The organism is Pseudomonas sp. FP2338, assembly GCF_030687515.1.
In the GTDB taxonomy this organism is placed as follows: Bacteria; Pseudomonadota; Gammaproteobacteria; order Pseudomonadales; family Pseudomonadaceae; genus Aquipseudomonas; species Aquipseudomonas salomonii.
The window spans coordinates 3881989-3900473 of the sequence record NZ_CP117436.1 but is presented as its reverse complement, the minus strand read 5'-3'; the positions used below and the strand labels follow the sequence as shown (position 1 = coordinate 3900473).

The 18485-nt window shown below is 62.5% G+C and carries 18 protein-coding genes; 11 read left to right on the top strand and 7 right to left on the bottom strand.

Annotated features, from left to right (window positions below; all coding sequences use genetic code 11):
- Nucleotides 1-12: 12 nt before the first annotated feature.
- The 7 genes from PSH96_RS17605 to PSH96_RS17575 all read right to left on the bottom strand — a co-directional run bounded on the left by PSH96_RS17605 (nucleotide 13) and on the right by PSH96_RS17575 (nucleotide 7250).
- On the bottom strand, nucleotides 13-375 hold the full coding sequence (locus PSH96_RS17605; protein ID WP_305454099.1) for a Na+/H+ antiporter subunit G: 363 nt from the start codon (nucleotides 373-375) through the stop codon (nucleotides 13-15).
- Nucleotides 372-650 carry a K+/H+ antiporter subunit F gene (locus tag PSH96_RS17600; protein ID WP_056858502.1) on the bottom strand — a complete coding sequence of 93 codons (279 nt, stop codon included), beginning with the start codon at nucleotides 648-650 and terminating at the stop codon, nucleotides 372-374. The genes PSH96_RS17605 and PSH96_RS17600 overlap by 4 nt, the downstream gene beginning before the upstream one ends.
- Entirely contained in the window at nucleotides 647-1135 is a 489-nt protein-coding gene (locus PSH96_RS17595; protein ID WP_236373070.1) for a Na+/H+ antiporter subunit E, read from the bottom strand. Before PSH96_RS17595 ends, PSH96_RS17600 begins: the two co-directional genes overlap by 4 nt.
- A complete protein-coding gene (locus PSH96_RS17590; protein ID WP_305454097.1) occupies nucleotides 1132-2814 on the bottom strand; it encodes a monovalent cation/H+ antiporter subunit D in 1683 nt (560 codons plus the stop codon). The genes PSH96_RS17595 and PSH96_RS17590 overlap by 4 nt, the downstream gene beginning before the upstream one ends.
- Nucleotides 2811-3155 carry a Na+/H+ antiporter subunit C gene (locus tag PSH96_RS17585; protein ID WP_003192163.1) on the bottom strand — a complete coding sequence of 115 codons (345 nt, stop codon included), beginning with the start codon at nucleotides 3153-3155 and terminating at the stop codon, nucleotides 2811-2813. Before PSH96_RS17585 ends, PSH96_RS17590 begins: the two co-directional genes overlap by 4 nt.
- The gene (locus tag PSH96_RS17580; RefSeq protein ID WP_305454096.1) at nucleotides 3155-6076 is read right to left on the bottom strand and encodes a monovalent cation/H+ antiporter subunit A; all 2922 of its coding nucleotides are present in this window, start codon (nucleotides 6074-6076) and stop codon (nucleotides 3155-3157) included. Before PSH96_RS17580 ends, PSH96_RS17585 begins: the two co-directional genes overlap by 1 nt.
- A 244-nt stretch (nucleotides 6077-6320) precedes the next feature.
- Nucleotides 6321-7250 carry a DMT family transporter gene (locus PSH96_RS17575; protein ID WP_305454094.1) on the bottom strand — a complete coding sequence of 310 codons (930 nt, stop codon included), beginning with the start codon at nucleotides 7248-7250 and terminating at the stop codon, nucleotides 6321-6323.
- A gap of 92 nt (nucleotides 7251-7342) precedes the next feature.
- Here PSH96_RS17575 and PSH96_RS17570 point away from each other — a divergent pair, with 92 nt between their 5' ends.
- The 11 genes from PSH96_RS17570 (at nucleotide 7343) to PSH96_RS17520 (ending at nucleotide 18470) form a co-directional block, all read left to right on the top strand.
- Nucleotides 7343-7906 carry a helix-turn-helix domain-containing protein gene (locus tag PSH96_RS17570; protein WP_017137542.1) on the top strand — a complete coding sequence of 188 codons (564 nt, stop codon included), beginning with the start codon at nucleotides 7343-7345 and terminating at the stop codon, nucleotides 7904-7906.
- 154 nt (nucleotides 7907-8060) lie between these two features.
- Nucleotides 8061-9257 (top strand): SfnB family sulfur acquisition oxidoreductase, encoded by a 1197-nt coding sequence (locus PSH96_RS17565; RefSeq protein ID WP_305454092.1) that lies wholly within the window; start codon nucleotides 8061-8063, stop codon nucleotides 9255-9257.
- A 12-nt stretch (nucleotides 9258-9269) separates the two neighbouring features.
- Nucleotides 9270-9596, top strand: a complete 327-nt coding sequence (locus PSH96_RS17560) for an acyl-CoA dehydrogenase (protein WP_305454091.1) — start codon at nucleotides 9270-9272, stop codon at nucleotides 9594-9596.
- Entirely contained in the window at nucleotides 9596-10975 is a 1380-nt protein-coding gene (locus tag PSH96_RS17555; protein WP_305454090.1) for an LLM class flavin-dependent oxidoreductase, read from the top strand. The genes PSH96_RS17560 and PSH96_RS17555 overlap by 1 nt, the downstream gene beginning before the upstream one ends.
- Before the next feature lie 340 nt (nucleotides 10976-11315).
- Nucleotides 11316-12227 carry an AMP-binding protein gene (locus PSH96_RS17550; RefSeq protein WP_305454089.1) on the top strand — a complete coding sequence of 304 codons (912 nt, stop codon included), beginning with the start codon at nucleotides 11316-11318 and terminating at the stop codon, nucleotides 12225-12227.
- Nucleotides 12224-12994 carry an ABC transporter ATP-binding protein gene (locus PSH96_RS17545; protein ID WP_305454088.1) on the top strand — a complete coding sequence of 257 codons (771 nt, stop codon included), beginning with the start codon at nucleotides 12224-12226 and terminating at the stop codon, nucleotides 12992-12994. Before PSH96_RS17550 ends, PSH96_RS17545 begins: the two co-directional genes overlap by 4 nt.
- Nucleotides 12994-13875, top strand: a complete 882-nt coding sequence (locus tag PSH96_RS17540; protein ID WP_058421775.1) for a branched-chain amino acid ABC transporter permease — start codon at nucleotides 12994-12996, stop codon at nucleotides 13873-13875. Before PSH96_RS17545 ends, PSH96_RS17540 begins: the two co-directional genes overlap by 1 nt.
- A gap of 4 nt (nucleotides 13876-13879) precedes the next feature.
- Nucleotides 13880-14929: a branched-chain amino acid ABC transporter permease gene (locus PSH96_RS17535; RefSeq protein WP_099550531.1), complete on the top strand. Its 1050-nt coding sequence runs from the start codon at nucleotides 13880-13882 to the stop codon at nucleotides 14927-14929.
- Nucleotides 14930-14951: 22 nt separating this feature from the next.
- The gene (locus PSH96_RS17530; protein ID WP_305454086.1) at nucleotides 14952-16292 is read left to right on the top strand and encodes an ABC transporter substrate-binding protein; all 1341 of its coding nucleotides are present in this window, start codon (nucleotides 14952-14954) and stop codon (nucleotides 16290-16292) included.
- Nucleotides 16293-16295: 3 nt separating this feature from the next.
- Complete coding sequence (locus PSH96_RS17525; protein WP_305454084.1) at nucleotides 16296-17063, top strand: ABC transporter ATP-binding protein; 768 nt, start codon at nucleotides 16296-16298, stop codon at nucleotides 17061-17063.
- Between the two features lie 12 nt (nucleotides 17064-17075).
- Nucleotides 17076-18470, top strand: coding sequence for an FAD/NAD(P)-binding protein (locus PSH96_RS17520; RefSeq protein WP_305454082.1), 1395 nt, complete (start codon nucleotides 17076-17078; stop codon nucleotides 18468-18470).
- The last annotated feature ends 15 nt before the right edge of the window (nucleotides 18471-18485 follow it).

Genomic DNA, 18485 nt, shown 5'->3' with positions numbered 1-18485 from the left:
CTGTTTGAGTCGCTAGGCTGATTTTGATACGTTTTCAGCCCGGCGACTACTCACCTCGGCGGGTATATCATCACCGGCCATGCGCTTGCGAAACAGCGCCGTGCGCGCTAACAGCAGCGTGGTAACAGGCACCGTGATCGCCAACAAAATCGGAATCAACCAGCCGTGCAGCACCGGCCCGGACTTGAGCACCGAAAAATAGATAATCGACGCCAGAGCCACGCACCACGCGCCCAGTGTGGAGGCCAGTGCCGGTGGGTGCATGCGCTGGAAGAAATCCTTCATCCGCAACAACCCGATCGCGCCAATCAGCGCAAACAGGCTGCTGAGCACCAGCAACACGGCCACGATTACTTCAACCCATAGCGGCATCATTCAATCACCTCGCCACGCAGCAGGAATTTCGCCAAAGCGAATGATCCGACAAAGCCAAACAGCGCAATCAGCAGCGCCGCTTCAAAGTAGGTGTCACTGGCATAACGAATGCCGAGCACCAGCATCATCAGCATCGCCAGGATGTACAGGTAGTCCAGCGCCAGAACCCGGTCTTGCGCGGACGGGCCTTTGAACAGGCGCACCAGGGTCAGCACCATCGCCAGCGAGAACAGGAACAGGCTGACCAGGATTGCATTGGAGAGCAGGGCGCTCATTCGAAGATCTCCATCAGGGGCCGCTCGTAGACGCGTTTGAAGTGCTCGATAAACGGCGCTTCTTCGTCCAGATCAAACACGTGCAGCAACAGGATGCTGCGGTCCAGGGCCAGTTCCGACCAGACTGTGCCAGGCGTCACGCTGGTGATCATCGACAGTACGGCCAGGCCGTTGGGGTCACGCAGGTCGAGCGGGATTTTGATAAAGCGTGAACGCGGCGGGCGGGATCCGCACGTCAGTACGCCCCAGGCCACGTGCAGGTTGGACACGATCACGTCGCGACCCACCACGAAGAACAAGCGAATGATGATGCCGGGACGACGAATGCGCACCGGCAGCGGGCGCAGCGGCGCCATCAGCAGCGGCGCGAGAAAGCCCAGCACCGCGCCCAGCAACAGGTTGCCAGGGCTGACCGACAGGTTCAGCACCAGCCACAGCACCCACAATGCCAACGACAGCCACGGAGCAGGGAACAGGCGCTTCATGGCTGCACCTCCAGCGCGGCGGCTTTGGATTCAGGGCTCAGCACCGGGCGCGTGGCCATCACCGCCATCACGTAATGCTCCGGGTTATTCAGGCTCTCGGCCGTGGCCTGGGTGTAGCGCATCAACGGTTCGGCCTTGAAGGTCAGGAGAATGCTCAGGCCCAGCAGGAAGAAGATCGGCACACATTCGTAGCGACGCAGCAGCGGCGATGGGCGCTCCTCCGGCGTCCAGAAGCGCTGGATACCCAGGCGGGCGAAGGCGATCAGCGAAGCCAGGCCCGACAAGATCAACAGCGTCACCAAACCCCAGGCCGCCGGGCGGATCGGCTCATCCACCGCGTTGCCCAGGCCCATTGGGTTGACCAGCGCGCTCAACAGGCTGAGCTTGCCGATAAACCCGGACAACGGCGGCATGCCAATAATCAGCAGTGCGCAGGCGATAAAGCTCAAGCCCAGAAAGGCCATGGTCCAGGGAATCACCTGGCCGACCACGGCTTTCTGCTCGTCATCCAGGTTGACGCCGGGGCGTGGGTGCAACGATTCCATGGCCTTGGGCAGCGCGTCGATTTCTTCATCCAGCGGCAGATCATTGGCTGAGCGCGAACGCTCGATCAACTCGGCCAGCAGGAACAGGGCGCTCAGCGCCAGGGTCGAGCTGACCAGATAGAACAATGCCCCGGCGGTCAGGCTTGGCTGGGCAAAGCCCACCGACGACAGCAGGATCCCGGCCGATACCAGGATGCTCAGGCTGGCCATCCGCTCCAGGCGTTGCGCCGCGACCATCGCCAGCGCCGCGCAGACGATGGTCGCCATACCGCCGTATACCAGCCAGTCGCCGCCAAACAGCGCCGACGCACCGGCTTGGCCCGAGAACAGCAAGGTCCACAACCGCAGCACGGTGTACACGCCGACCTTGGTCATGATCGCAAACATTGCGGCCACCGGCGCGCTGGCCGAGGAGTAGGCGGGTGCCAGCCAGAAATTCAATGGCCACATGCCGGCCTTGGCCAGGAATGCAGTGGCGAGGATCGCCGCGCCAGCATGCAACAGGCCGCGATCGGCTTGCGGTACCAGCGGGATTTTCAGCGCCAGGTCAGCAAAGTTCAGCGTGCCGGTGACCCCGTAGATCATCGCCGCGCCAATCAGGAACAGCGACGACGCCAGCAGGTTGATCGCAATGTAATGCAGCCCCGACGACACCCGCGCGCGGCCGGAGCCGTGCAGCATCAAGCCGTAGGAGGCCGCCAGCAGCACCTCGAAGAACACGAACAGGTTGAACAGGTCCGCCGTCAGGAATGCCCCATACAAACCCATCAGCTGGATCTGGAACAGTGCATGAAAGCTGGTGCCGGCGCGGTCCCAGCGGGCCATGGCGAACAGCAGCGCGCTCACGCCGATAATGCCGGTGAGCACCAGCATCATCGCCGACAGTTGGTCCACCACCAGCACAATGCCGAAAGGCACCTGCCAGTTGCCCGGCAGGTACACGCCAATCGAGCCGGGCCCGCCTTTTTGTGTCCAGTACAGCAACAGGATGGCGATGCCCAGGCCGATGACGCTGGAGAACAGGTTGATCCTGGCTTTCAACGGGCGGCGTTTTTCGCCGAGCATCAGCATCAGCGCGGCGGTCAGCAGCGGCAGCAGGATCGGCGCGACGATCATTTGATTCATCCACGTCATTCCTTGGGCTCCCGGCCGTCCACATGGTCAGTGCCGGTCAGCCCACGGGAGGCCAGCAGCACCACAAGGAACAAGGCGGTCATGGCGAAGCTGATCACGATCGCCGTGAGTACCAAAGCCTGGGGCAGCGGATCGGTGTAATTGAGCAGGTCTTGCGGCACGCCGTCCTTGATGATCGGCTCTTTACCGATAAACAGGCTGCCCATGCTGAAAATGAACAGGTTGACCCCATACGACAGCAGGCACAGGCCCATGACGACCTGGAACGTTCGTGGGCGCAGGATCAGCCAGACGCCGGAGGCCGCCAGCACTCCAATGGCTATTGCGATGACTTCTTCCATCAGGCGGCTCCTTCGGTTGCGGCAACGGCTTTGGCCTGGTTGCTCGGTTTATGCGCTCGCACCGACTGGTGACCGAGGGCGGTGAGCATCAACAGCGTGGAGCCGACGACCATGGCGTACACGCCGACGTCGAAGAATAACGCGCTGGCGATATGAATATCGCCCAGCAGCGGCAGGCTGAAGTGCCAGGTGTGGGTAGTGAGGAACGGGTACCCGACGAACAGGGCGCCGAGCCCGGTCAAGGTGGCCGAGAGCAGGCCGAAGCCCATCCAGCGCATCGGCCGCAGGCTCATCTGCGCTTCGACCCACTGGGTGCCGGCGACCATGTATTGCAGGATAAACGCCACCGACATCACCAACCCCGCGACAAAACCGCCGCCCGGCTGGTTGTGGCCACGCATGAACAGGTAGAACGACACCACCAGCGCAATCGGCAGCAGCAGGCGCACCAGCACCGCCGGCACCATCATAAAGCCCAGGGCGGTGTCGCTGGCCTGGCGCGGGTTGACCAGGTCGGTGGCCACGTCCGGCGCCAATTGGCGCTGTTGTGGCGGCAACTCCATGCTTTCTTTGGACGGGCGGAAGCGGCGCAGCAGAGCGTAGACGGTCAGCGCCACGGCGCCGAGCACGGTGATTTCGCCCAAGGTATCAAAGCCCCGGAAGTCCACCAGCATCACGTTCACCACATTGCTGCCGCCGCCTTCGGGCAAGGCGCGGCTCAGGTAAAACGAGGAGATATCGTTGGGTGTCTGGCGGGTCAGCATCGCGTAGGAGAGCAGCGCCATGCCGCCACCGACCACGGTGGAGAGCAGGAAATCGCGCAGGCGGCGGATGCGCGCCTTGCGCAGCGAACTCGGGAGTGGCGAGACTTCTTCGATCCGCCGTGGCAACCAGCGCAGGCCCAGCAAAATAAGCACGGTGGTGACCACTTCGACCACCAGTTGCGTCAGGGCCAGGTCCGGCGCCGAGAACCATACGAAGGTCACGCAGGTGACCATGCCGCATACGCTGACCATGGTCAGGGCTGCCAGCCGGTGGTACTTGGCTTGCCAGGCGGCGCCCAGCGCACAGGCGATGGCCAGCACCCACAGGGTCACGAACACGATGGAGCCAGGGATCTTCGGCCGGTCGCCCCAGCTGAGGCCGCTGTTGAGCATCGGGATCAACCCGGCAACCACCGCCGCCAGCACCAGCAGGAACAATTGGGTTTGCAGGCGCTTGGTGCTGATGCGTCTTTCGATACGGCGCACGCCGCGCATCATCACCACCAGGCTGCGCTCGAACATGCGCTTGCCGTTGAAGTAACTGATGATCGGCGGGTATTTGAAACGGCCACGCTTGAGCTGTTTGCGCAGCAGCAGGTACAGCACGATGCCGCCGGACATGGCCACCAGGCTCATGATCATCGGCGCATTCCAGCCGTGCCAGATGGCCAGGCTGTATTCGGGCAGTACCCCGCCGACCACCGGCAGTGCGGCAGCAGCAAGGATCGAACCGACCACCTGGGCCGGGAAGATGCCCACCAGCAGGCAGGTAAACACCAGCAGTTCGACCGGCGCGCGCATCCAGCGCGGTGGCTCGTGCGGCGTGTGGGGCAGGTCGGTCGCCGGCGGGCCGAAGAACACATCGACGGTAAAGCGCAGGGCATAGGCCACGCTGAAGGTACCGGCAATGGTCGCGATCATCGGCAGGGCGATTTCCACCCATTTTGTCGCCGAGATAAACACCGTTTCGGCGAAGAACATCTCTTTGGACAGAAAACCATTGAGCAACGGCACGCCGGCCATGGACGCACTGGCCACCATGGCCAGGGTCGCGGTAAACGGGATCAGCCGCACCAGGCCACTGAGCTTGCGGATATCCCGCGTGCCGCTTTCGTGGTCGATGATGCCGGCGGCCATGAACAGCGAAGCCTTGAACGTGGCGTGGTTGAGGATATGGAACACCGCAGCGACGGCGGCCAGCGGGCTGTTGAGGCCCAGCAGCAGGGTGATCAGCCCGAGGTGGCTGATGGTGGAATAGGCCAGCAGGCCCTTGAGGTCATTCTGAAACATGGCGCAATAAGCGCCGAGGAGGAGGGTGAGTGCGCCGGCACCGCCGACGATCCAGAACCATTCTTCGCTGCCGGACAGCGACGGCCACAGGCGGGCCAGCAGGAACACGCCGGCCTTCACCATCGTCGCCGAGTGCAGGTAGGCCGACACCGGCGTCGGTGCCGCCATGGCGTGAGGCAGCCAGAAGTGGAAAGGGAACTGCGCGCTCTTGCTCAAGGCGCCGATCAGCACCAGCGCGAGCATCACCGGGTACAGCGAATGCGCGCGAATCTGATCGCCCGCCGCCAGCACCCGATCCAGGTCATAGCTGCCGACGATATGCCCCAGCAGCATCACACCCGCCAGCAGGCACAAACCGCCGGCGCCGGTGACCATCAGCGCCATATAGGCGCCGCGCCTGGCATCGGCGCGGTGGTGCCAATAGCCGATCAGCAGGAACGAGAACAGGCTGGTCAGTTCCCAGAAGAACACGATCTGGATCAGGTTGCCGGAGATCACCAGCCCGAGCATGGCACCCATGAAGGCCAGGAAAAACGCAAAGAAGCGCGGCACCGGGTCATCCGGCGACATGTAATAACGCGCATACAGCGCCACCAGCGTGCCGATGCCCAGCACCAGCATCGAGAACAGCCAGGCAAACCCGTCCATGCGCAGCACGAAGTTGAGCCCGAGGCTGGGCAACCACATGAATTCTTCGCGGATCACGCCACCGTGGGCGATCTGAGGGTAGAGCAAAGCGACTTGAATGGTGCCGACCAGAGCCACAAGGCCGGCCAACAGGGATTCGGTGTTACGTGCATTATGCGGCAGCAAGGCCGCCAGACAGCTGCCGATAAAAGGCAGAAGCAGTAGAACTATCAGGGACATAGGCTTCTAATCTGCGGGAGTTTGGGATGCATCATACGTGCCGCTTTCTCGATCACCAAACGGCAAGATGTGGCAGGATCCTACAAGGTAGGCTGAAACCTCCCATTTGGCCTTGTTTACAGACATCTGCGTCCAATGTGGGAGCGGGCTTGCTCGCGAAGACGGACTGACCTTCAACATTGATGGTGGCTGACCCAACGCTTTCGCGAGCAAGCCCGCTCCCACTTTTTGGCCGAGCCCGGCTTTATCCCTGCTGTTCCTGTTCTCGCTTATCGGTCAATTCGATGGCCTTCTGCCCCTTCGTCTTCATCTCACTCACAATCACCGCCGCCACAATCAACGCCGCGCCGACCATCGCTATCGGCGCAAAACGCTCCCCGGCAATCCGCCCGATCACCCCGGCCCACACCGGCTCACCGGCATAGATCAACGTGGCCCGGGTGGGCGAAACACTCTGCTGCGCCCAGTTCATCGCCACCTGGATCACCGCGCTGGTCAAGCCCAGGCCCACCGCGCTGAACAACAGCAACCACGAGAACCCCGGCAAGGCTTCACCCATCGGCACCACCATCAGGAACGACAACAACGACGCCGTGGCCAGTTGCACCACGGTCACTCGCCGTACATCCACCTGGCCGGCATAGGCACCAATGAGGATAATTTCGGCCGCCACCGCAATTGCGCAGATCAGCGTGGCAATCTCTCCGGGGCTGAAGTTGAGGGCGGCACCGGTCGGGCCCGTGAGCAGCATCAACCCGGTAAACGCCAGCATGATGCCAATGCTCGGCATCAGGCCTGGGCGGCGCCCCAGCACCAGCCACTGCAATAGGGGGACGCAAGGTACATACAGCGCTGTGATGAACGCCGATTGGCTGCTTGGGATGGTCTGCAAACCGATCGTCTGCATGCCGTAACCGAGCATGATCGAGGTGCCGATGAAGGCGCCGGCCTTCAGTTCAAACAAGGTCAGGCCACGCAAGGTGCGCAACGAAAAGAACCCCACCACAATTGCCGCCGCCGCAAACCGCAGGCCCACGAAAAACATCGGCCCGCTGACGGTCAGGGCGTGTTGCACCAGCAAAAACGTGCCGCCCCAGATCATGGTGATCACCAGCAGGATGCATTCGGCTTTGCTGAAACGGTTGAAACGTGAGGAGGCGTTCGGGGCGTTCATGGCGGCTCGGTCTTGCAAGGGAAAGGCACGGACCGCACAATGCGCCGCACGCTGGGCAGTATACTGCGCACACCCACCCATTGAGCAATATAGTGCACAAAGAAAATCCACAACGGGCCTCGGTCCTCCAACACGTCAGCCAGAACGTCCGTCGCCTGCGGCACGCTGCTGATCTGAGCCAGACCGCACTTTCGGAAAAGTCCGGGGTCAGCCGGCGCATGCTGGTGGCCATCGAGGCGGGCGAGAAGAATGTTAGCCTGTCTACGCTGGACCGCGTCGCCGAAGCCTTGGACGTGGCCTTCAGCGACCTTATCCAGGCCCCGGATGCCGGTGATCACAGCCGCATCAACGAGCTGGCCTGGGCCGGTGATATTCCCGGCAGTAAAGCCGTGTTGCTGGCCAAGGCCACGGCGCGGCGTGAAGTCGAGTTGTGGGAGATGCACCTGGAACCGGGTGATCGCTACAGCCCCGATCCCGACCCGGACGGCTGGAGCGTGCAGCTGTTCGTGTTCGAAGGCTGCCTGACCTTGCTGGTGGGCGAGGAAGAAAAACACGTGGCTGCCGGTGAGTTCTACATGTTCGCCAGCCGCAACGTGCACGGCTATCGCAATGACGGCGACGTGGCCGTGCGGTTTGTGCGTAACGTGGTGATCTAACTGTTGGCCCGGCAACAGTGGATGCACACTTTGCTGGTTTGAAACCCGCTCAACAGCCTCTTGAAACCAGCAACCGCCTGATTTTGTTGCTGATTAAATTCAGGCACGACTCCTGCAATTGCTCCGTTATCCCATCGGAGCCTGGAGTCGGCCCATGTCAGCCCACCCTCAACAACCTGCCCATATCATCCGTTCGGATGCCGAAGCCATTGAAGTCGCCACGCGTTTGGCCGCGCGGTTTGCCGTCGACGCCAGCGTGCGCGACCGCGAGCGGCGCCTGCCGGTAGCCGAACTCGATGAATTCTCGGCCAGTGGCCTCTGGGGTATCACTGTTCCCAAAGCCTACGGCGGCGCCGAGGTGTCTTATGTAACGGTGGCCGAGGTGATCAAGTTGATCTCCGCCGCCGACCCGTCGCTGGGGCAAATCCCGCAAAACCATTTGGGCGTGGTGGACATCCTGCTGCAAACGGCCAGCGAGGAACAAAAGCGTCACTATTTCGGCAAGGTCCTGGCCGGCTATCGTTTCGGTAACGCCTTTTCTGAAGCCAAGAGCAAAAACGCCGGCACCTTCGACACTCAGATTCGTTTTGATGGCGATACCGCCTCTATCAACGGCGAGAAGTTCTATTGCACCGGCGCGTTGTTCGCCCACCTTGTGCCCACGGTCGGCAATAACGAGAACGGCCAGGCGTTTATTGCCTTTGTCGAACGTGATGCGCAGGGTCTCAGCGTGATTGATAGCTGGGATGGCTTCGGCCAGCGCACCACCGCCAGTGGCGGCGTGACTCTCGACGGCGTCAGCGTGCCGCGCAACGCGGTGATCCCGGCCCATCAGGCTTTCGACCAGCCCACCGCCAACGGCCCGATCTCGCAGATTATCCAGGCCGCCGTCGACACAGGCATCGCTTTGGGGGCCCTCGAACAGGCAAAAATCTACGCCCGTCAGGCGCGCCCCTGGATCGACAGCCAGCAGGAGCACGGCTGGCAAGACCCGTTCACCATCGCCGCCATCGGCGACCTGCAATGGCGCGTGCACGGCACCGAAGCGATCCTCGCCAAGGCCGGCAAGGCCGTCGACCTGGCCCTGGCCGAGCCCAACGAAGACACCGTCGCCCACGCCTCGCTGGTGGTCGCCCAGGCCAAAGTGCTGTCGGCCGAAATCGCCTTGCTCGCCAGCAGCAAATTGTTCGAACTGGCCGGTACCCGCTCGGTCACCGGCAAGCACAACCTCGACCGCTTCTGGCGTAACGCGCGCACCCACACCCTGCACGACCCGGCCCGCTGGAAATACCACCTGATCGGTAACTTCGTGCTCAACGGCGTAAAACCTGCGCGCCACGCCTGGAACTGAGGATATTTATTCATGACCGCCCTGAATCAAGCGCGCCAACTGCTGGAAAGCACCCGGCGTTTTGTACAAGCCAGCGATGACCCTTACGTGATCAGCCGCTTTGGCGATTTGCAGATCCGCGTCGACGTGGCCGCTGCCTTGTTTGAGCGCGCCGAAACCCACCCAAGCCCGGTGGCGTTGACCGAAGCGCAAATCGCCGCCGCCGAAGCCCTGATTGCCGCCAGCAATGCCGAATTTGAACTCACCGGCCAACGCACTGCCCTGGCGTCGAGCCTCGAAGACCCACTGCGCCACAAATACCAGATCGTCGGCAACTACCACCTCAACGGAGTGCTTTGATGTCCCGTGAAATCCGCTTGAATGCCTTCGACATGAACTGTGTCGGCCACCAATCTCCCGGCCTGTGGGCGCACCCGCGGGACCGTTCGTGGCAGTACAAGGACCTGGAATACTGGACGGACCTGGCGAAAATTCTTGAGCGTGGCAAGTTTGACGGCCTGTTTATCGCCGACGTGCTGGGCATCTACGACGTGTACAACGGCAACGGCGACGCGGCGATTCGCCAGGCTACACAGGTGCCGGTCAACGACCCGCTGTCGCTGATTGCGCCGATGGCGTTGGTTACCGAACACCTGGGCTTTGGCCTGACGGCTTCGTTGTCGTTTGAACATCCGTATCCGTTCGCCCGCAGGCTCTCAACCCTCGACCACCTGACCAAGGGCCGGGTCGGCTGGAACATCGTCACTTCCTATCTGGAAAGCGGCGCCAAGAACCTCGGCCAGAAAGCCCAGACAGAACACGATGCGCGCTACGACTACGCCGAGGAATACCTGCAGGTTTGCTACAAACTCTGGGAAGGCAGCTGGGAAGAGGGCGCCGTGCTGCGTGATCGCGAGCGCCGCATTTTCAGCGACCCGAGCAAAATCCACGAGATTCGCCACGTCGGCAAACACTTCCAGGTGCCCGGCATTCACCTGTGCGAGCCATCGCCACAGCGCACGCCGGTGCTGTACCAGGCCGGGGCCTCCAGCCGTGGCAAGCAGTTCGCCGCCGAACAGGCCGAGTGCGTGTTCGTGGCCGCACCGTCCAAGGTGCTGCTCAAAAAAACCGTGGCCGACATCCGCCGCCGCGCCGCCGAGGCCGGGCGTGATCCGAACAAAATCCTGATCTTCAACCTGCAGACGGTGATCGTCGGCGAGACCGATGCCAAGGCAAAAGCCAAGTTTGACGAATACAAGTCCTACGTCAGCTACGAGGGCGCAATGGCGCTGATCTCCGGCTGGACCGGCATCGACTTCAGCCAGTTCAAGCCCGATGAGCCGCTCAAGCATGTACACACCAACGCGATTCAATCAGCGGTGGAAGCCTTCTCCACGGCGGACCCGAACAAGGTCTGGACGCCGAATGAACTGGCCGACTGGGTCGGCATCGGCGGCTTTGGCCCGTTGTTTGTCGGCGGCCCGGAAACCGTGGCCGACCTGTTGCAGGAGTGGGTCGAAGAGACCGACGTGGACGGCTTCAACCTGGCCTACGCGCTGACCCACGAAACCTTCATCGATGCCGTGGACCTGCTGGTGCCGGAGCTGCAAAAGCGCGGCGTGTACAAGACCGAGTACGCCCAGGGCACCTTGCGCGAAAAGCTGTTCGGCGACGGTGCGCGACTGGCGCCAAACCATCCGGGTGCGGGTTACCGCGACCTCAAAGCCAGCGCAATCTAACTGAAGCACCTCGGTCAATGTGGGAGCTGGCTTGCCTGCGAAAGCGGTGGTTCAGCTGGAAATGAGCCAACTGACACGCCGCCATCGCAGGCAAGCCGGCCCCCACAGTTATCGGTGTTGATTCACATAACCTGGCCAGCGGACCACCGCACCTTTAACTGAAGCACCTCGGTCAATGTGGGAGCTGGCTTGCCTGCGAAAGCGGTGGTTCAGCTGGAAATGAGTCAACTGACACGCCGCCATCGCAGGCAAGCCAGCTCCCACAGTTATCGGTGTTGATTCACATAACCTGGCCAGCGGACCACCGCACGCACACCCCTTGAATAGGAGCATTACCCCTATGAGCGTGCACGAACTCAAACGTCCGCAGGCTGTGGAGTGGCCCGCCGAGCTGCTCGGCAACCTGCCCAAAGCCCTGGAGCAATTGCAGCACTGGGCGCAGCTCACCCCGCTGCATATCGCCCTGCGCCACAAGCGCCAGGGCCGTTGGTATGCCTGGCGCTGGATCGACGTGTTGCGCGATGTCGAGCGTCTGGCCGACGGTTTGCGCCAGCAGGGTTTCAGCGCGCAGTCACGCTTGGCCTTGAGCGGCACGTTCGAGCCTGACCTGCTGCTGTTGGCGCTGGCCGCGCAGTCTGTCGGCGGGCAGGTATTGACCCTGGCCGATGACCTGGAGCCAGAAGCCCTGTACCAACAGCTATGGCGCATTCACCCCAGCCATTCGTATGCCCAGGGGCGGCGGCAGGTGCGGCACTGGCAGTCCGCCAACCCGTTGGATTTCACCCAGTTGCTCGGCCCGGTGGACCCGGCGCAGCACCTGCAGCGCTGGTGGCAACCGAGCGGTGAAACCGTGTTGTGGAGCGAGGAGGGCACCCACTGGCAAGGCGGCCTGGCGGTGGTGCTGGAGCAATGGCTGAACAGCGGCCACGGCCTGGCATTTCCGGAAAACCTGGCCTCGGCCCGGCGCGATCGCAATGAGGTCGCGCCCACCGGCCTGTTGCTTTCGCCCGAGCGTTTACAGCACCTGGCCGACGATATCGAAAGCCGCCTGGCGCCCCACGGCACCTGGCGCCGACGCCTGTGTGACTGGGCCATCGCTCACCCACAAAGCGGCCTGCGGCGCCTGCTGAAAAATCGTGTGCGCAGGCTGCTGGGGTTTCAACGGCTGACCTATATCTGGCAGCCAGCCAGCACACCAAAAAACAGCAGCGATCCAGTGTGGCTGGCTGAATTCAAACGGGACATCGCATGAGCCAGACCATTCTCCAGGTGCGCGATATCTCGCTGTCATTCAAAGGCGTCAAGGCCATCAATGCCTTGTCCTTTGAGGTGCAGCGCGGCGAAATCTGCGCGCTGATCGGCCCCAACGGCGCCGGCAAAAGTTCGCTGCTCAATGTGCTCAATGGCGTGTACCGCTTCGATGCCGGTGAGATTGTGTTCGAGCAACAACACTTCCACCGCATCGACCCTTTGGGCGCGGCGCGTCGAGGTATTGGGCGAACTTTTCAGAACAACGCACTGTTCAAGAAAATGAGCGTGCTCGACAACATCCTCACCGGCCTGTCGCGGCATATGCGCACCAACTTTATCGAGCAAGCCCTGGGCTTGCCCCGCGCCCGCCGTGAGGCCGAAGCCTTTCGCCTGCGCGGCCAAGGCATCCTCGAGTTTCTCGAACTGCAAGCGCACCGCGATGTGCTGGTGGGCAACCTCTCCTACGGCTTGCAAAAGCGCGTAGAGCTGGGCCGCGCGCTGATCGCCAGCCCCAGCCTGTTGCTGCTGGACGAGCCCATGGCCGGCATGAACGCCGAGGAAAAACAGGAAATGGCGCGCTTCGTCGCCGACGTCAACCGCGACCTCGGCACCACCGTGGTGTTGATCGAACACGACATCGGCGTGGTGATGGGCCTGTCCCACCACGTGGTGGTGCTCGACTACGGCCGCAAAGTCGGCGACGGCACACCTGCGCAGGTGCAGGCCGACCCCGAGGTGATCGCGGCGTACCTGGGAGTCGCACACTGATGACGTTCTTCTTTGAAACCCTGCTCGGTGGCCTGCTCGCCGGCACCATGTACTCGCTGGTCGCCATCGGTTTCGTGCTGATCTACAAGGCCAGCGGCGTGTTCAATTTCGCCCAGGGCTCGATGCTGCTGTTTGCCGCGCTGACCTTTGTCAGCCTGCATGACCAGGGCGTGCCCTTTGCCTTGGCGTTGCTGCTGACGGTGGTGGTGATGATTGTCGGCGCCTTGCTCATCGAGCGGCTGGTACTGCGGCCGTTGGTGAACCGCTCGCAGATCACCCTGTTCATGGCCACCTTGGGCCTGTCATTCATTATCGAAGGCCTGGCCCAAGGGCTGATGGGCTCGCAGGTGCGTGCGCTGGACTTGGGCATCGACGACGTGCCGCTGTTTGTCGGGCCGCTGATGCTCAGCCAGTTTGATCTGATCGCCGCGGCGGCGGCGGTGGTGCTGGTAACCGTGCTGGCGCTGCTGTTCAACAAGACCCGTATCGGTGTGTCGTTGCGCGCCGTGGCGGATGACACCACGGCGGCGCTGTCCATCGGCATCAACCTCAACCGCATCTGGCAGATCGTCTGGGCCGTGGCCGGCATTGTCGGGCTGGTGGCCGGGTTGCTGTGGGGCGCGCGCCAGGGCGTGCAGTTTTCCCTTTCGCTGGTGGTGCTCAAGGCCTTGCCGGTGTTGATCATCGGCGGCTTTACCTCGATTGGCGGAGCGATTGTCGGCGGGCTGATTGTCGGCGCGGCGGAGAACCTCGCCGAGGTGTATATCGGCCCGCTGATCGGCGGCGGCATCACGCCGTGGTTCGCTTATGTATTGGCCCTGGCCTTCCTGTATATCCGCCCCGCCGGCCTGTTCGGCGAGCGCGCCATCGAGCGAGTCTGAAACCATGTCGATACCCGTTGTTCAAGAAACCGCGCCGTTATTACTGATTCAGCGGCGCTTGCCCTGGGGCCTGATCGGCTTATTGGCAGTGGCCTTTATCGGGGTGCCGCTGTGGGGCAATGACTATTGGCTCAACGCGATCCTGATCCCGTTTTTGGTGCTGTCGCTGGCCGGTCTGGGCCTGAACCTGCTCACCGGCTATACCGGCCAAACCTCAGTGGGCGCCGCGGGTTTTATGGCCGTTGGCGCGTTTGCCACCTACGGTTTTCTGCTGCGTCTGCCTGAGTTGGGCCTGCCGGTGGCGCTGCTCGGCGGTGGGGTTATCAGCGCGCTGGTTGGGCTGTTATTTGGTTTGCCCAGCTCGCGGATCAAGGGTTTTTACTTGATGGTCACCACCCTTGCGGCGCAGTTCTTTCTGGAGTGGCTGTTCGTCAAATTCCCCTGGTTCTACAACTACGGCTCCTCCGGGACCATTTCCGCGCCGAAGCTTTCGCTGTTCGGCCATGACCTCAATACGCCGCTGGGCCGTTACTGGCTGACGTTGGTCACGGTGCTGCTGTTGACCTGGACCGCCATCAACCTGGTGCGCAGCCAGGTGGGGCGTAACTGGATGGCGATCCGCGACATGGACACCGCCGCCGCCGTGGTCGGCATCCCGGTGGTGCGCTACAAGCGCCTGGCCTTCGCGGTCAGCTCGTTCTACTTAGGCATCGCCGGTGCGTTGTGGGCCTTTGCCTACCTGGGCACGGCCAGCGCCAGCAGCTTCGATATCAACCGCTCGTTCCAGATCCTGTTCATCATCATTATCGGTGGCATGGGCAGCATTGCCGGCAACTTTGTCGGTGCGGCATTTATCAGTTTGCTGCCGATTTTTCTCAGCCACGCCGGGCAGGCGCTGTTCGGTGGCTCGGTGGATGCGGGGCAGTTGCAGAATCTGCAAAAAATCATTTTTGGCGTGTTGATCATCGTGTTCCTGATCAAGGAACCCGAAGGCTTGATACGCCTGTTGCACAACCTGCGTGACCGTCTGCGGCAATGGCCGCTGCGTTTCTAACATTCCCTCAAGAGAATCCAACATGCGTGCAACCTTGAAACGTTCCCTGCTCGGCGCCGCCTTCGCGCTGGCAGCCTTGTCCGGTGCTGTGCCCCAGGCAATGGCCGCGCCCGACCAGCAATTTATCCCGCTGGCCACCTACCGCGTCGGCGCCTATGCCTCCAGCGGCGTGCAGGTGTGGGCCGGGATGATCGACTACCTGCGTTATATCAACGAGGTCGAAGGCGGCATCAATGGCGTCAAACTGGTGTGGCAGGAATGCGAAACCGAATGGACGGCGGAGAAGGGCATTGAGTGCTACGAGCGCTTCAAGAATGGCCTGGATGGCGCGCCGGTCGCGGTCTACCAGCCTAACGGCGCACCGGCGGCCTATGCGCTGAGCGAGCGCGCGGAGGTCGACAAGATCCCGTTGATTACCCTCGGTTATGGCCGCACCGAAGCCACCGACGGCACGGTGTTCCCGTATAACTTCCCGGTGATGCTGACCTTCTACAGCGAAGCGTCCACGCTGGTGAATTACATTGCCCAGCGCGAAGGCGGCTTCGACAAACTCAGGGGCAAGAAGATTGCCACGGTCTATCACGACTCGGCCTACGGTCGCGAAACCCTCGGCCCGTTGAAGTTGTTGGCCGAGAAATACGGCTTTGAAAATATCCAGATTCCCGTGGCCGACCCGGGCAACGAGCAGTCGGCGCAATGGCGCCAGGTGCGTCAGGCCAACCCGGACTGGGTGTTTTTGCGCACCTGGGGTGTGTCCACGCCGGTGGCGGTGAAGACCGCTGCGCGCTTTGGCTTCCCGGTTGACCATATCATCGGCGATACCTGGGCCAGTTCCAGCGAAGACGTGCTGCCCGCAGGCGCCGCCGCCAAAGGTTACCTGGCGCTCACGCCTTACCCGGCCGGCGCTGATTTCGAGATCCATAAACGCCTCAAACAGTCCATCCTCGACAAAGGCCACAGCGACCTCAAGGACCTGAAAAACTTCGGCAGCGTCTACTACAACTCGGGCCTGGTGAACGCCGCCGTGGCGGTGGAAGCGATCCGTACCGCCCAGGCCAAGTTCGGTAAGCGCCCGCTCAACGGAGAAGAAGGCCGTTGGGGCCTGGAGCATCTTAATATCGATGACACACGCCTCAAAGCCATGGGTTACTTTGGCCTGATGCAGAACCTCAAACTGTCGTGCCGCGACCATGAAGGCGGTGGCTCGGCGCGTGTGCAGCAGTGGGACGGCGCCAACTGGACGCTGATCAGCGACTGGATCGCCGCCGACCGTGCGCTGCTGCGCCCGCTGATCGACGAAAAGTCCGCTGCGTTCGCCAAGGAAAAAGGCCTGACGCCGCGTACCTGCACCGGGGATGAATAAGCCATGAGCCAGCCCGCCGCTGAACCTGCGAGCCCGTCACTGTTAAACGTCAATGACATCGAAGTAATCTACGACGGCGCCATACTGGCGGTGGCCGGGGTCTCGCTCCACGTGCCCAAGGGCGCCATCGTGGCGTTGCTGGGTGCCAACGGCGCCGGCAAAAGCACCACGCTCAAGGCCATTTCGGGGCTGGTACGCGCCGAACGTGCCGAGGTCAGCCGCGGCGTGATCGAGTATGCCGGGCGCGACCTGGCCGGTATCGATCCCAGCCAACGGGTGCGCCAGGGCATGGTCCATGTGCTGGAAGGCCGCCATGTGTTCGGCCAACTGAGCGTGGAAGACAACCTGCGCAGCGGCGGCTTTGTGCGGCGCCTGAGCCGCAAAGACATGGAGCACGACCTGGAGCGTATCTACGCCTGGTTCCCACGCCTCAAGACCAAGCGCCACACCCGCGCCGGGCTGACCTCGGGCGGCGAGCAGCAAATGGTTGCCATCGGCCGTGCCTTGATGACCCGGCCGACATTGGTGTTGCTCGACGAGCCCTCCATGGGCCTGGCGCCGATGATCGTGCAAGAGATTTTCGCGATCATCGCCCAGCTTAACCGCGAGCAGCAGGTGAGCTTCCTGATCGCCGAGCAGAACATCAATGTCGCGCTCAACTATGCCTCCCACGGCTATGTGCTCGATACTGGGCGCGTGGTCTTGAGCGGCAGTGCGGCTGAACTGCTGGCGCGCGGCGACTTGCATGATATTTATCTGGGCAAACAGTAAGGGCGAATGTGCATGACTGAATCCATCCGCAACGCTGATGTGCTGATCATCGGCGGCGGCTTGAGCGGCACGATGCTGGCGGTGCAACTGCTGCGCCAGCCTGGCAAGCGGCAGATCCTGGTGATTGAGCCGCGCAAGGAACTTGGCCGTGGCGAGGCCTACAGTGCCGTCGAACTGGGGCACACCCTGAACGGCAATGCGGCGCGCATGAGTGTCGACCCGGACAACGCCGATGACCTGACCCAATGGCTCACCGACTACATCGGCGCGGGGGGCTGGCCGGAGTCGGACCAGCAGCCTGTACCCATCAGCGAATTGTTCCCGCCGCGCGGGATTTTTGGCGTGTATGCGCAACAACGTTTGGCTGAAGCCAAGGCGCTTTCGGATTCCTCGGTCGAGCATATTCGTGCCGAGGTGGTCGACCTGCAAGTGGATGCCGACTCAACGTTGTTGACGCTGGATAACGGCCAACAATTGCGCGGTGCTCAGGCCGTATTGGCCACCGGCATGTTCCCGGCGGCGCGCACGCCGCAGACCGAGTCCAGTGGTTTGAATGCAGCAGCAGTCGACCCGTGGGACGTCAGGGCCATGCGCCAGATCGAGCCGCAGTCGACGGTGCTGATCATCGGTTCCGGGTTGACCATGGTGGATGCCGTGGTGTCCCTGGAACAGGCCGGCCATCGTGGGCCGATCGAGATATTTTCGCGCCACGGCCTGCTGCCCCACGTGCGTCGGCAACCGCCGAGCTGGGTGGATTTCCTGGCCGAAGATCACCGCCTGCGCAGCCCTCGGCAATTGTTGCGCGAGGTGCGTCGCCAATGCCGACTGGCGTTGGCGCAAGGCATCGACTGGCAGGCGCCACTGGATACGGTACGCGCGCATATCGGCCGTTTGTGGAGCCAGGCCAGTGAGCGCGAGAAACGCCAGTTCGTGCGCCATGTACGGCCGTGGTGGGAGAGCCATCACCATCGCTCACCGCCGTTGAGCGCGCAGTTGGTGGCGCGGTTGCATGAAGCAGGACGGCTACGGATTCAGGCGGCGTCGTTCAAGGGGTTGGTGGCGTCGCACAGCGGCGTGACGATCAAGCTGCGGCGGCGTGGCGAACAAGCCGTCACTCAGGTGTCCGGCGCGGCGTTGATCAACTCCAGCGGTATTGAGTACGACTGGCGGCGAGTGGCCAAGCCGCTGCCGCAGCAGTTGCTCAAGCGTGGGTTGATCAAGCCTGGGCCGTTGGCGTTGGGGATTGCGGCGGATGTGTCGGGGGCTGTGGTGGATGCTCAAGGCCAGGTCAGCCAGCGACTGTTTGCCATGGGGCCGCCGTTGCGCGGGATGTGGTGGGAGAGCACGGCCGTCACCGATGTGGCGCTCCAGGCCAAGGCCCTGGCCGCCAAACTCACCTCACTCTGAATGTGGGAGCTGGCT